Source organism: Streptomyces mashuensis, from assembly GCF_014654785.1.
Classification (GTDB): Bacteria; Actinomycetota; Actinomycetes; order Streptomycetales; family Streptomycetaceae; genus Streptomyces; species Streptomyces mashuensis.
This window is the reverse complement of the sequence record NZ_BNBD01000018.1, coordinates 1-13,229: the sequence shown is the minus strand read 5'-3', so window position 1 is coordinate 13,229 and position 13,229 is coordinate 1. Positions and strand designations below refer to the sequence as shown.

Genomic DNA, 13,229 nt, shown 5'->3' with positions numbered 1-13,229 from the left:
ACAGGGGGACGTACGGACATGCGGATCACGGTGGATCACGACCTGTGCGACGGGCTGGGGCAGTGCGCCCTCGTCGCGCCCGAGGTCTTCGAACTGGATGACGACGAGCGGCTGATGGTCGCCCCGGACCCGGCGCCCGGGCTGGCGCCCAGGGTGGCTGCCGCGGCTCGGGCGTGCCCGGTGCGGGCCATCACGGTCGAGGGGGCCTGAACCTTGCGCGAGGTCGTGGTGGTGGGCGCCGGCCTGGCGGGTGTCCGGGCCTGCGCGTCACTGCGGGCCCAGGGGTACTCCGGAGCGCTGACCGTCGTGTCGGACGAGGCCCACCTGCCCTACGACCGCCCGCCACTCACCAAGCAGGTCGTGGCCGGCACCCTCACAGAGGCCGACATCCGGCTGGCGGGCGCCGACGACTTCGGCGCCCGCTGGATCCGGGGCACCGCGGCCGCCGGCCTCGACCGGGACCGGCGCCGCGTGCGGCTGGCCGACGGCACCGAACTCCCCTACGACGGACTGGTGCTGGCCACCGGGGCACAGGCCCGGCCCTGGCCCGGCGAGGTGCCGCCCGGGGGAGTACTGGCCGTACGGGGACTGGACGACGTCCGCCGGCTGCGCGCCGCCGTGGACGGCGGGGCCCGTGACGTGGTCGTCGTCGGGGCGGGGTTCGTCGGGGTGGAACTGGCGTCGTCACTGTCCGGGCTGGGCCTCGGAATCCGGGTGACGCTGGTGGAACCGCTCGATGGGCCGTTGCGGGCGCTGGGCGGAACGGTCTCCGGAATCGTGGCCGCCGCGGCGCGCCGTGCCGGCGTGGGACTGCGCCTGGGCACCGGCGTCCGGGGTTTCCGGTCCGACGGCGAGCGGGTCACCGGGGCCGTGCTGTCGGACGGGACCGTGCTGCCGGCGGAGCTGGTGGTGGTGGCCATCGGGATGACGCCGGCCACCGGGTGGCTGCGGGGTTCCGGGCTGTCGCTGGTGTCCGGGCGGGTCCACTGCGACGAGCGGCTGTTCGCCCGTACCGGTGGCGGGGCCGGGGCGTCCGACCCGCGGATCGTGGTGGCAGGGGACGTGGCCCTGTGCGACGCGGTGTGCTCGCCGGAGGGTCCGGTGGCGCTGGAGCACTGGAGCAACGCGGCGGCGCAGGGCGAACTGGCCGGCAGCAACCTCCTGGCGGGGCCGGGACCGGCGGAGCCCTATGAGCACGTACCGTCCTTCTGGACCTCCGCGTTCGGGCTCCGGATCAAGTCGGTGGGCCTGCCGGGGACCGGTGACCGGGCGGTCGTCGAGGCGGGTGACCCGGCGACGGACGCGGTGGTGGAGGCGCACTATCGCGGGGACCGGCTGGTCGGCGCGGTGACTGTGAACCGGGGCGGGCTGCTGACGGCCTACGCGCGGCGGCTCCGGGAGACGCGGCCGGCCGCGCCGGCCGCCTGACCGGTCACCGGCGACCGCGACGGAACGCGGCACCCCCGGGTGCCGCGTTCCGGCCATTGACCGAAAATGCGCAGGATGGCTCGATCCGATGTGTTCCGGGAAGCGTTTACCGTGCGTAACCGCAGGTGGCGGCCCTCTCGGTGAAAAAATATCCACCATGTGAACCGCAGGTTAATTTCTTCATTCCCGGGAATATGTCACGGCCGCATGGCTGTCACGCCGCTCGGTCGCGTGACCTAGCGCACAATCGAGTGACTCATTCGAAAGGGCTCTGCTAGCCTTTTTTCGAACCTGCAGTTCAGGTTCCTGTGTCGGGGGACTGTGTACGGGGGTTGGTATGTGTAGTGCGTTCAAGGCTGTCTGAGGCCGTCTGAGTACGGGGCCGGCCGAACGCCGGGTGTGTGCCCCTTTTCTTCTGCCCGTCGGTTGATCACGCCATTTTTCTGTGGCTCCGGGTCGCGTGCCGACAGGTATTCCCATTCATTCGTCCGCCGGGTGTGCAGCCCTGCCCTTGTAACGGGTATTTCCGCACTCCCGGTAGGGGAGTCATGAAATCGCGCGACGGGCGCGGTATTCCGCCGGATGATTTACCCTGCGCTTTTTCGTGGCGTTTCACGCCGTAAAAAGGTGCCGCCCGGAACGTTGTGCCGCCCGGCGTGCCCACGAACGAGTTCGTATGCACCTCATATGCGAGGAGAGAGCCATGCAGAACCCTTTTGAGGCGGAGCAGATCCAGGAGATCGTGCGGGAGGGCCTGGCCCAGGTCCTGGGCACCGGTGCCGACAGCATCACCCCGGAGGCCACCCTGGTCTCCGACCTGGGTGCCGAATCCCTCGACCTGGTCGAATTCCGCTACGAGATGGAGACCCGGCTGGGCGTGGCCCTGCCCAAGTCCAATGTGCTGGACCAGCTGGCGTCCGCGCTCGGCGGCTCCGAGCGGCTGTACGACGAGCGCGGCGGCATCACCGAGCTGGCGGCGGAGGTGCTGCGGCGCAGCGCCTTCGGCTACTCCGAGGAGCAGGTGCACGCCGGCATGCGGCCGTACGAGGTCGCCGCGGCGGCGACCAGCGCGCACTGGGCCGCCTTCACCCACGCCATCTTCGACCACCTGCCGGAGAACTGCACGGAGTGCGGTGCCGACAAGGCGGAGGTCGCCGCCTCCGGCAAGGCCGTCTGCGCGGGCTGCGGCGCCGTGCCGGAGCCGGCGACCGGTGACGAGGTGATGGCCGAGGGCGTCCGGTCGGCCCTGGAGGCGCTCGGCCTGCCGCAGCACGCCGGCTGACGGCGCGACGACCCGTGCGGAAGGCGTCGCTCGTCGTACGAAAGGACAGCAAGTGAACCCCCACGCCCACTTACCCACCGCGGCCGGACACGAGGTGGTGGTGACCGGCATCGGCCTGGTCGCCGGTCGACTGACCGATCCGGAGGCACTGTTCGACCACCTCGCAGAAGGGCGCACGCTCATCGCGGAGCACCCTCTCCACCAGGAGTGGGGCATCCCGTGCGCGGTCTCCGCGCACATCCCGCCACACGTGTGGCGGTCCCTCGACGCGGCGGTGCCCGAGGAGGCCGGCGCCCAGGGGCCCGCCGGCGTCCTCGCCTGGCACGCCGCCGCCCAGGCCTGGGAGAACAGCGGGTTGCCGCGCCGCCTGGACGGCGAACGCGGCGGCGTCTTCCTCGCCTGCAACCGCATGGTCATGGAGCCGGAGGAGCTCACCGCCCTCGCCGCCCACGTCGATCACACCTCAGGGACCCTGGACCTGGACGCCTACCTGGCGTCGGACGGTGGCCCCGACCCGCTGCGGCACCGCAGACACCAGCCGGACTCCGTCACCGCCGGCCTGGCCGACCACTTCGGCGCGGTCGGTGTCATGGAGACCCGCGCGGACGCCTGCGCCGCCGGCGGCATGGCGGTCGGCAGCGCGTACCGCTACATCCGCAGCGGCGTGCTCGACGTGGCGATCGCGGGTGGCGCCGAGAGTCTGACGACACTGGCCTCCATCACCGCCTTCCACGCGGTGGGCGCCCTCGCCCCGGCCGGCGGCCGGACGGCCGCGGAGATCAGCCGGCCGTTCGACAAGGACCGCGCGGGCTTCGTGATCGGGGACGGCGCCGCCTTCCTCGTGCTGGAGTCGCGGGCGCACGCCGAGGCGCGCGGCGCCCGCGTCCTGGCCCGGGTCGCCGGGTACGCCGGGGTCACCGAGGCCGTACGGATGACGTCCAGTTCGCGGGACGGCTCCGACTACGCCGCCTGCATGCGGGCCGCGATCGCCGACGCCGGACTCACCCCGGACGACATCGACCACATCAACGCGCACGGCACGTCCACCCAGGCCAACGACGCCTGCGAGGCCGCGGCGCTGCACGCCGTCTTCGGCGAGCGGGCCGCCCGCCTGCCGGTCACCGGCAACAAGTCCGCCCTCGGCCACTCGCTGGCCAACAGCGGTGCCGTCGAGGCGGTCCTGTCGGTCATCGGCCTCCAGCGGCAGACGCTCCTGCCGACCCTGAACTTCACCGGGGCGGACGAGGACAGCCGCGGGCTGGACATCGTCACCGAACGGCGCGAGGCACCGGTGAACACGGTGCTGTCGAACTCCTTCGGCTTCGGCGGCGAGAACTGTTCCCTGATCCTGGCCCGGGCGAGGTGAGCACGACCATGACCGCTCTCGATACGGTGCTGCTGACCGCACCCGGTGTCTGCACGGCGGCCGGCACCGACCCCGCCGCTCTGTGGGAGGCGCTGCTCGCGGGCAAGGACACCAGCGGGCCCTCCGGGATTCCGGAGGGCCCCGCGACGGGCACCGCGTTCCTGGTGGACGATCCCGACGCCGCCGCCCTCGGGGTGCACCGCAGGGTGCTGCGCACCTCCGAGAAGCAGGCGCGGCTGGCGCTGTACGGGGCGCGGTTGTCGCTGGCGGGGCCGGCCGCGCACGGGCCCGTCGGCGGCCCCGGCTGGGGCCTGTACCTCGGGCTGCCCACGGTGGACGAGGAGTTGCTCCGCTTCGGGGCCCTGGACCGGCTGCGCAGGGTGGCGGGGTCGCCCGGCGAGGTGGCGGCCCTCTACGCCCGGGAGGTACCGCCCTTCAGCGGGCTCTCCCACCTCAACAGCACGGCCGCGGCCCACGTCTCGGCGGTTTTCGGGCTGTCGGGGGCCATGGCCGCCTACTCGCCGTACTCGGACGCCGGGCTCCAGGCCCTGATCGACGGCGTGCTGTCGGTGGCCGAGGGGGAGAACGAGGCGGCGCTCGTCGGGGCGGTCAGCCCCAAGGTGCACCCCCTGCTTTTCGTGCAGTACGAGGAGCTGGGGTGGAACGGCGTCGTCCCGGGGGAGGGCGCGGCCTTCCTCCTCGCCCGCCGGCACGGCACCGGGCCCGCCGGTGATGCCCCGGCCGTCCGGCTGGCCGGGTACGGCCGGGCCTTCGGCGCCGACGGGGACGACCGTGCCGGGGCGATCGCCGACGCGGTCCGCGCGGCACTGGAAATGGCCGGCACGGACCCCGGCGGCATCGGCTGGATCCTGCCGGACACCGTCTGGACGGACTCCGGGGCGCGGGCCCAGGACGCCGCGCTGGACCGGGTCTTCGGCGGGGCCGCCCACCGGCCCCCGGCTTTCACCGGCGAGCGGGCCACCGGTGTGCTCGGCCCCGCACACCCGCTGGCCCACACGGTGCTGGCGCTGCACGGCCTGGCCGGCAACCGGCGGCTGGTCGCCGACGGGGACGCGGTGCGCGAGGAGGAGCTGCCCGTCCCGCGGGTGCTCGTCCTGGCCTGCGGCGTGCGGGGCCAGGTGTGCTCCGTCGTACTGGAAGGAGTCGTGGAATGAGCCGCCGCGTCGTGGTGACCGGCCTGGGCGCCGTCTGCGGACTGGGTCTCGACTGGCAGACCATGTGGGAGGGGCTGGTCGAGGGCCGCTCGGCCGTCCGCGCCTGGCAGCCTCCCGGCGTCGACGACTTCCCGGTGAAGTACGCGGCACCGGTCGACGACGCCGCGTTCGAGGCCCGGTACGGCGCCGGCGACGGCATGGACCGTCCCATGGAGCGGCGGGTCCGCTTCGGGCTGGCCGCCGCCGCCCAGGCACTGGCCGACGCCGGGTTCGCCGAGACCGGCGCGCCGGCCCGCACCGGCACGGCCGTCGGCTCCGGCGTACCGGAACGAGATCCGTACGAACTCCTGCACGCCGTCGGCGAGGACGGGCAGCCGTCGTGGGCGACGCTCTATGCCGACCGGGCCGCGCTCGACCGGGCCAGCGGCCTGTTCTGCACCAACGACGCGCTGGCGGCCGGGATCGCCGCCCGGCACGAGCTGCGGGGACCGGCGCTGAACTTCTCCACCGCCTGCGCGGGCGCCGCCCACGCCATCGGCCACGGCTTCCGCATGATCCGGCGCGGCGAGGTGGACGCCATGCTGGTCGGCGGTGCCGACTCCGTGCTGAACCTGCCGACCATGACCGGGCTGCTGCTGCTCGGCGCGCCCTCCACCTCGGAGCTGTTCGGGAACCGGCTGTGCCGGGCCTTCGACCGGGACCGCAGTGGGCTGGTGGCCGCGGAAGGCGCGGCCATGCTGGTGCTGGAGAGCGAGGAGAGCGCGCGCCGGCGCGGCGCGCGGATTCTCGCCGAGGTGGCCGGCTTCGGCAGCTCGCTGGACGCCTACCAGGTCACCGCCCCGCATCCGGAGGGACACGGCGCGGCACTGGCCATGAGCCGGGCACTGGCCGACGCGGGCGTGGAGCCGGACCGGGTCGACTCCGTCAACGCCCACGGCACGTCCACCCCCCTGAACGACCCGGTCGAGACCCGGGCGATCAAGGACGTGTTCGCGGCGGGCGAGCACTACCGGAGGCTGGCGGTCACCGCCAACAAGACCATGCTCGGGCACCTGATCGCTGCCGCCGGCGCGCCCGAGCTCATCGCCACCGTGCTGTCCGTACGGGACGGTGTCGTGCCCCCCACGCTGAACCTGGAGAACCCGGACCCGGCCTGCGACCTGGACTACGTGCCCGGCAGCGCACGGCAACAGGAGGTTTCGGTGGCAGTGAGCAATTCCTTCGGCTTCGGCGGACTCAACGCCAGTCTGGTGGTGCGTGGTTATGAGCAGTGAGATCCCGGCGACCGGCCCGGCCGCCGTCGTCGTGACCGGCATCGGCGCGGTCCTGCCCACCGGGCGCGGGCGCGAGGCCCTGTGGGAGGCGTGGCACGCGGCGCGGCCCGCGCTGACGCCCTACCGGGATCCGTACGTCCGGACCCGTAAGGTCACCCACTTCGGGCACGTGCCCGAGGAGCTGGAGCGGCTCGGCAGGGACAGCGTCCCCCACAAGCTGCGCAAGTTCGGTACCTCCTTCACCTTCAACGCCATGCTCGCCGCGCAGGACGCGCTGCGGGAGGCGGGGGAGGGCTGGCAGGGCATCCCGGAAGAGCGGCGGGGCCTCTACGTCGCCCAGGACGACTCGACCGAACTCGGCGTCGCCGCCTTTCACAAGGCGCTCGACCGGTCGCGGCGGGACGACTCGTCGCAGGTGGGAGTGGAGCTCCAGCGCGTGGTGGCGGAGGCGTTCGGCAACGCGGCGGCCTTCAACCCCTTCACCGTCATCCGTGCGCTGAACAACAACACCCTCGCCATGGTGAGCATCGCCGAACGGTTCCGCGGCGACTGCGCGGCCTTCGTGCAGGACGCCGGAGCGGCTCTCGGCGCTCTGCAGCGGGCCGCGTTCAGCCTCCGTAACGGCGACTGCGACACCGCCCTGGTGGTGGGCGCCGGCAGCTACAACGAGGCGCTGAAGCTGGCCGGGCTGTACCGGGCCGGGCACCTGAGCGCGGGCACCCACGGCAGCGACTCGCTGCGGAGCTTCGACGCCGAGCGGGACGGCACCGTCCTCGGCGAGGGCGCGGTGGCGGTCGTCCTGGAGCGGGCCGGGGACGCCCTCGCGCGGGGCGCCCGCCCGCTGGTGGAGGTCCTGGGGGCGGTGCTGCGGCCCGCCCTGGACAGTGGCGTGGGACCGGCCACCCTGGCGGAGAACGCCCGCGGGCTGCTGGCCGCGCACGGTCTGCGGCCCGAGGACCTGGGCGCCGTCCTGGCCGACGGGAAGGGCACCCTTCACCACGACGCCGCCGAAGCCGAGCTGCTGCGCGCGCTGCTGAAGGACAGCCGTGTCCCGGTGAGCTCCGTGCGGCCCGTCCTGGGCACCGTGGGGGCCGCCGGCCCGCTGGCGGAACTGGCACTCGCCCCCAGCCTGTTCGCCGCCGGCGAGCTGCCGCCGATCGCCCACCTGCGCACGCCGCCCGACGACGACACCGACTTCGTGATGGGTGCCGCCCGGAAGCGGCGGATCGACTCCGTCCTCAGCCTGCACGGCACGTTCAGCGGGTTCGCGGGCGCCCTGCTCGCCAAGCGACCGTACACCACCTGAGGGGAACCACCAGTAATGTCGCAGTTCACCGAGTTCGTTCAGCCGTACATGGGCCGGTTGTTCACCGCCCTGGGGCTGGACGCCGAGTACGAGCGGGCCGAGGGGAACACCGTTCACCACCGGGACGACCGGGGCGAACTCGTGCCGGTCCTGGACCTGATGGGCGGCTACGGCTCGCTGATCCTCGGGCACAACCACCCGGAGCTCGTTGCCCACGCCAAGGCGGTACTGGACAGCAACCGCGCCGTGCACGCCCAGTTCTCCCTGCGCGGCGAAGCCGGCCGGCTCGGCGCCGCGCTCAGCGACATCGTCCGCCGGGAGACCTCCGTCAAGGAGCCGTACATCGCCACCTTCGGCAACAGCGGGGCGGAGGCCGTCGAGGCCGCCGTCAAGCACGCCGAGCTGGTCCGGGTACGCAAGGCCGCGGCGCTCGCCGACGAGGTCGCCGCGCACGCCGAGGCCGCCTCGGAGGCCGCCCGCCGGGACGGCGCCGAGGCCGACGAGGACGCCTTCCGGCTGCCCGCCCTACGGACCCGGGTCACGCCCGCCGACGGCGTCGAGGGGCTGCTGGCGGCGGTCGCCGCACACAACGCCGCCGCCCTGGCCACCCGGCCCCTGTTCCTCGCCCTGGAACGCTCCTTCCACGGCAAGCTGGTCGGCAGTGTCCAGCTCACCTACAATGCGGGTTTCCGCACCCCCTTCCAGAACCTCGGCACGCGCGTCCGCTTCGTCCCGATGGACCGGCTCGACCTGCTGGACGAGATCGCCCGGGAGGAGCGGGTGGTGCTGCTCGACACCGAGGTCGTGGACGGGCGCGTGCGCGTCACCGAACGGGACCTCCCGGTCGTCACCGCCTTCCTGGTCGAGCCGGTGCAGGGCGAGGGCGGCATCCACGTCCTGACCACCGAGCAGGGCCGCGCCATCCGGCTGTTCTGCAACAAGGCCGGCACCGCCCTGATCGTCGACGAGGTGCAGAGCGGCATGGGCCGCTGCGGCGCCTTCCTCGCCAGCTCGCTGATCGGGCTGCGCGGCGACTACTACACCCTGTCCAAGTCGCTGGGCGGCGGCCTCGCCAAGATCTCCGCCATGCTGGTCCGGCGCTCCCTGTACCAGGGCGAGTTCGACCTGATCCACAGCTCCACCTTCGCCATGGACGACTTCTCCTCGTCCGTCGCCCTCAAGGTCGTCGAGATGCTGGAGGCCGACGACGGCCTGGCGTACCGGCAGGTCACCGAGCGCGGTGAGCGACTCGCCGCGATGCTGAACGAACTCAAGGACACCTACCCCGACGTCATCGAGGACGTCCGCGGCAAGGGCCTGTTCGTCGGTGTCCAGCTGTACGACCAGGGACGGGCGCGCTCCATGGTGCTGCGCGGCACCGCGTACACCGGCGCCCTCGGCTACCTGCTCTCCGGCTACCTGCTACGCCAGGAGCGCATCAGGATCGCCCCGACCGGCAGCGCCGGGAACGTGCTGCGCATCCAGCCGTCCCTCCACCTCACCGACGAGGAGATCGAGAGGCTGCGCGGGGCCCTGGACCGGCTCTGCCGCATCCTGCGCCACGAGGACACCCTCCATCTGGTGCACCCGGCGACCGACCGCACCCTCCCCAAGCCGCGGCTGGAGATCCGCGACTTCCGGGGCGCGGTCGCCCCCTACGAGCAGGGCGAGCAGCGCCCGGTGACCGGGCCCGTCCGCAAGGTGGCCTTCATCAACCACCTGATCACCCCCGCCCACCTGCGGCAGGTGGACCCGGCGCTGGCCGACCTGAGCGACGAGGCACTGCGCTCCTTCGTGCTGGGCATGGAGCCGGTGAAGAAGGCCGCGCCCTACCCCGGTGTGCGGATCACCTCGCCGCTGGGCAGCGCCGTGGAGTTCGCGCTCTACCCGCTGATGGTCGCCTCCGAGCAGATGGGCCGCTACCTGGCCTCCGGTGACGTCGCCGGTATCCGGGCCGACGTCGAGGAGCGGGTGCGGGCCGCCCGCGAGGACGGCTGCGAGGTCGCCGGACTCGGCATGTACACCTCGATCGTGACCAACAACTGCACCTCGCTGAACATCCCGGGCATCGCACTGACCTCCGGCAACGCGCTCACCGTCGCCATGGGCGTGCAGGCCATGGAGCGCGGCGCGCGGGACCGGGGCTTCGACGTGGCCGGCTCCACCCTGGCGGTCGTCGGTGCGGCGGGCAACATCGCCTCGGTCTACAGCCAGCTCTTCGCCGAGCGGCTGAGCAGGATCGTACTGGTCGGCAGCAGCCGGGACGGCTCGGCACGACGGCTGCGGAACACTGTGGAGGGCATCTACCAGGAGTGCTGGGCGAGGATCGCGGACGGCGGCGAGCTGTCCGGTATCCCGGCCCGGCTGGCCGAGGAGCCGCTGGTCACCAAGTGGCTGGCCGACGGCCCCACCGGCGACGACACCGGCCGTGGCCGGGCGATCGCCGAATACCTGGTGGAACGGTACGGCGAGGACCCCTTCCTCACCGTCACCCAGGACACCGACGCCCTGCGCGGCGCACAGCTGGTGCTGTGCGCCTCCAACAGCCCCGAGCCGTTCCTCGGCGCCGAGCACTTCGCCCAGGACGCGGTGGTGTGCGACATCGCCGTACCCAACAACGCCGTCCCCGGCCTGACCGAGCAGCGGCCCGACCTCGCATACATGCTCGGCGGCATCGTCGCCACCCCCAACGGCGAGAGCCTCCACCCCTCCGCGCGGGCCTTCCTGGAGGCGGGCCAGCTCTTCGCCTGCATGGCGGAGACCGCGCTGATGGGGCTGGCCGGCATCGACCGCCACTACTCCTACGGGAACATCAGCCGCCGCCAGGTCATCGACATCGCCGCGCTGGCCGAAGCACACGGGCTCCGGCTGGCCGACTACAAGAACGCGCACTCGGTCTGAGCCCGGCACGCACAGGAACGGGGAACACAGCATCATGGAATTCGAAGGCCAGGTGGCCCTGGTGACCGGCGCCAGCCGGGGCATCGGCCGCGCCGTCGCAATCCGGCTCGCCGAGCTGGGCTGCGACATCGCCCTCAACTACCGCAGCTCCACCACGGAGGCCGAGCAGGTCGCCGAGCACATCACCAAGCTGGGCCGCAGGGCCGAGCTCCTCCAGGGCGACGTCTCCGACCCGGAGGTCCCCGCACGGCTGGCGGCCGGCGTCCTCGCGTCCTTCGGGCGGATCGACGTCCTGGTCAACAACGCCGGCATCACCCGCGACGAACTGCTGCTCAACCAGAGCCTGAAGGACATCCGCGACGTCCTCGACACCAACCTCGTCGCCCCCATGCTCACCGTCCAGGCCGTGGCCCCGGCGATGATGCGCCGGCGCTACGGGCGCATCGTCAACATCTCCTCCTCCGCCGCGTCGAAGCCCGGCCGCGGCCAGTCCAACTACGCGGCGGCCAAGGGCGGTCTGGAAGCGTTCACCAAGGCCATGGCCGTCGAACTCGCCTCCCGCAAGGTCCTGGTCAACGCCGTCGCCCCCGGCGTCATCAACACCGACATGACGGAGACCATCCGCGGCCACGGCGAGGACGAGATCATGAGCCGGCTGCTGCTGAAGACCTACGCCGAACCCGAGACGATCGCCGACGCCGTGGCGTACCTCGCGAGCCCGCGCAACACGTACACCACGGGCGAGGTACTGCACATCGACGGCGGCCTGAAGATGGCGTGAGAGGCCGGACATGAACGACACCCACCCCACCCCCGGCGAACTCTCCGGCAGGACGGCGGTCGTCACCGGCGCCGCCCAGGGCATCGGCCGCGAGGTGGCGCACCTCCTGGCCGGATCCGGCGCCGCGCACCTGGTGCTGCTCGACCGTGACACCGACCGGCTGGAGGCGGTCGCCCAGGAGGTACGCGGCCTCGGTACGCAGGTCACCCCGCTCGCCGTGGACCTGCTCGACCGCGACCGCGTACGCACCGCGCTGCGCGCCGTCCTCCGCCCCCTGCGCACCCTCGACATTCTCGTCAACAACGCGGGCGTCGCCGACGAGAACGCCCCCGACGACGAGTCGACCTGGCTCCGCGTACTGGACGTCAACCTGCACGGCACCTTCGCCGTCACCGCGACCTGCCTGGAGTTCCTCGTCGACAACGGCCGCATCGTCAACGTCTCCTCCATCCTCGGCAAGGCCGGAAAGATGCGGAACACCGCCTACTGCGCGTCCAAGCACGGCCTGATCGGCTACACCAAGGGCCTTGCCCTCGACCTCGCATCGCGCGGCATCACCGTCAACGCCGTCCTGCCCGGCTGGATCGACACACCGATGCTCCGCCGGGAGATCGCCGCCCAGGCCGCCGAGATCGGCGCGGACCCGGCACGCATGCTCCGCCAGGCCCGCAAGTCCGTCCCGCTGCGGCGGCTCGTCGAAGCACGCGAGGCGGCGGAGCTCATCGCCTTCCTGGTGTCCGACCGGGCCGCGGCCATCACCGCGCAGAGCCTCACCGTGGACGGGGGGTACACCCGTGGCATGTGAGACCCGCACAGCGACCGTCCCGCGCCCCCGCCGCGGCCCCTGGCTGCGCCGGCTGCGCCCCGCGCCGGCGCGGCCCGGTGCCGCCCACGTGGTGTGCTTCCCGCACGCGGGCGGCAGCGCCGCGGCCTTCCGGCCACTGGGCAGGGAGCTGACCGGGCCGTACCAGGTGTCGGCGGTCCAGTACCCGGGCCGCCAGGACCGCATCCGCGAGGAGCGGGTGGAGGACCTGGAAGAGCTGGCGGCCCGCGTGCACGAGGAACTCGCGCCGCTCACCGGCCGGCCGCTGACCCTGCTGGGGCACAGCATGGGCGCGCTGGTGGCCTACGAGGTGGCCCGCCTCCTTGAACAGGCGGGCACTGCCCCCGCCCACCTGCTGGTCTCCGGTGCCTGGGCCCCCAGCCGGGTCCGCGGCGGCACCGTCCACCTGCGGGACGATGCCGGCCTCCTGGAGGAGATCCGCCGCACGGGAGGCACCGACCCCCGCCTGCTGGACCACCCGGACGTGCTGGCCATGGCCCTGCCCGTGCTGCGCGGCGACTACAGGGCCGTGGAGACCTACCACCACCGCCCCGGCCCGCCCCTGAGCACCCCCGTCACCGCCCTGATCGGCGACAGCGACCCACTGGTCACGGTCGACGAGGCAGCCGCCTGGAAGGAGCACACCACCGGAGGCTTCCACCTGCGCCTCTTCCCCGGCGGCGACCACTTCTACCTCACCGCCCACTGGCCCGACCTGGCCCGCCACATCACCGGAGGCCCCGTCGGCCAGGCCCGCCGCGGCGGGCATCGGCTCAGGTACTCAGGTCAGCTCTGAGTACCAGCGCCGAGCCGCTTCGGCCCCCGGAAGAAGAGAAGACGCTGTTGGCGAATTCGGGGGTTCGCGTGACGTCGGCCTTCAAGACCCGGTTGTG

11 protein-coding genes are annotated in these 13,229 nt (G+C 72.8%); all 11 read left to right on the top strand.

The genetic code is table 11. From position 1 onward, the window contains the following. The first annotated feature begins 18 nt into the window (after nucleotides 1–18). The 11 genes from IE305_RS28775 (at nucleotide 19) to IE305_RS28725 (ending at nucleotide 13,132) form a co-directional block, all read left to right on the top strand. Nucleotides 19–210, top strand: a complete 192-nt coding sequence (locus IE305_RS28775; protein WP_190132736.1) for a ferredoxin — start codon at nucleotides 19–21, stop codon at nucleotides 208–210. 3 nt (nucleotides 211–213) lie between these two features. Continuing rightward, on the top strand, nucleotides 214–1,428 hold the full coding sequence (locus tag IE305_RS28770) for an NAD(P)/FAD-dependent oxidoreductase (RefSeq protein WP_229891655.1): 1,215 nt from the start codon (nucleotides 214–216) through the stop codon (nucleotides 1,426–1,428). A 703-nt stretch (nucleotides 1,429–2,131) separates the two neighbouring features. Further along, on the top strand, nucleotides 2,132–2,710 hold the full coding sequence (locus tag IE305_RS28765) for an acyl carrier protein (RefSeq protein WP_190132735.1): 579 nt from the start codon (nucleotides 2,132–2,134) through the stop codon (nucleotides 2,708–2,710). Nucleotides 2,711–2,762: 52 nt separating this feature from the next. Beyond that, a complete protein-coding gene (locus IE305_RS28760; protein WP_190132734.1) occupies nucleotides 2,763–4,076 on the top strand; it encodes a beta-ketoacyl-[acyl-carrier-protein] synthase family protein in 1,314 nt (437 codons plus the stop codon). An 8-nt stretch (nucleotides 4,077–4,084) separates the two neighbouring features. Beyond that, nucleotides 4,085–5,251: a beta-ketoacyl synthase N-terminal-like domain-containing protein gene (locus IE305_RS28755; RefSeq protein ID WP_190132733.1), complete on the top strand. Its 1,167-nt coding sequence runs from the start codon at nucleotides 4,085–4,087 to the stop codon at nucleotides 5,249–5,251. Then, entirely contained in the window at nucleotides 5,248–6,525 is a 1,278-nt protein-coding gene (locus IE305_RS28750; RefSeq protein ID WP_190132732.1) for a beta-ketoacyl-[acyl-carrier-protein] synthase family protein, read from the top strand. Before IE305_RS28755 ends, IE305_RS28750 begins: the two co-directional genes overlap by 4 nt. After that, entirely contained in the window at nucleotides 6,515–7,831 is a 1,317-nt protein-coding gene (locus IE305_RS28745; RefSeq protein WP_229891653.1) for a beta-ketoacyl synthase N-terminal-like domain-containing protein, read from the top strand. The genes IE305_RS28750 and IE305_RS28745 overlap by 11 nt, the downstream gene beginning before the upstream one ends. A gap of 15 nt (nucleotides 7,832–7,846) precedes the next feature. Then, complete coding sequence (locus IE305_RS33600; protein WP_190132731.1) at nucleotides 7,847–10,732, top strand: aminotransferase class III-fold pyridoxal phosphate-dependent enzyme; 2,886 nt, start codon at nucleotides 7,847–7,849, stop codon at nucleotides 10,730–10,732. A gap of 34 nt (nucleotides 10,733–10,766) precedes the next feature. Continuing rightward, a complete protein-coding gene (locus tag IE305_RS28735; RefSeq protein WP_190132730.1) occupies nucleotides 10,767–11,513 on the top strand; it encodes a 3-oxoacyl-ACP reductase family protein in 747 nt (248 codons plus the stop codon). 10 nt (nucleotides 11,514–11,523) lie between these two features. Beyond that, nucleotides 11,524–12,318, top strand: a complete 795-nt coding sequence (locus IE305_RS28730; RefSeq protein ID WP_190132729.1) for an SDR family NAD(P)-dependent oxidoreductase — start codon at nucleotides 11,524–11,526, stop codon at nucleotides 12,316–12,318. Then, on the top strand, nucleotides 12,308–13,132 hold the full coding sequence (locus IE305_RS28725) for a thioesterase II family protein (protein ID WP_190132728.1): 825 nt from the start codon (nucleotides 12,308–12,310) through the stop codon (nucleotides 13,130–13,132). Before IE305_RS28730 ends, IE305_RS28725 begins: the two co-directional genes overlap by 11 nt. The last annotated feature ends 97 nt before the right edge of the window (nucleotides 13,133–13,229 follow it).

Bases quoted from the DNA above. Each gene is read 5' to 3' on its own strand.
- IE305_RS28775 (WP_190132736.1), top strand. From the start codon at position 19: ATGCGGATCACGGTGGATCACGACCTGTGCGACGGGCTGGGGCAGTGC.
- IE305_RS28765 (WP_190132735.1), top strand. From the start codon at position 2,132: ATGCAGAACCCTTTTGAGGCGGAGCAGATCCAGGAGATCGTGCGGGAG.
- IE305_RS28755 (WP_190132733.1), top strand. From the start codon at position 4,085: ATGACCGCTCTCGATACGGTGCTGCTGACCGCACCCGGTGTCTGCACG.
- IE305_RS28750 (WP_190132732.1), top strand. From the start codon at position 5,248: ATGAGCCGCCGCGTCGTGGTGACCGGCCTGGGCGCCGTCTGCGGACTG.
- IE305_RS28745 (WP_229891653.1), top strand. From the start codon at position 6,515: ATGAGCAGTGAGATCCCGGCGACCGGCCCGGCCGCCGTCGTCGTGACC.
- IE305_RS33600 (WP_190132731.1), top strand. From the start codon at position 7,847: ATGTCGCAGTTCACCGAGTTCGTTCAGCCGTACATGGGCCGGTTGTTC.
- IE305_RS28735 (WP_190132730.1), top strand. From the start codon at position 10,767: ATGGAATTCGAAGGCCAGGTGGCCCTGGTGACCGGCGCCAGCCGGGGC.
- IE305_RS28730 (WP_190132729.1), top strand. From the start codon at position 11,524: ATGAACGACACCCACCCCACCCCCGGCGAACTCTCCGGCAGGACGGCG.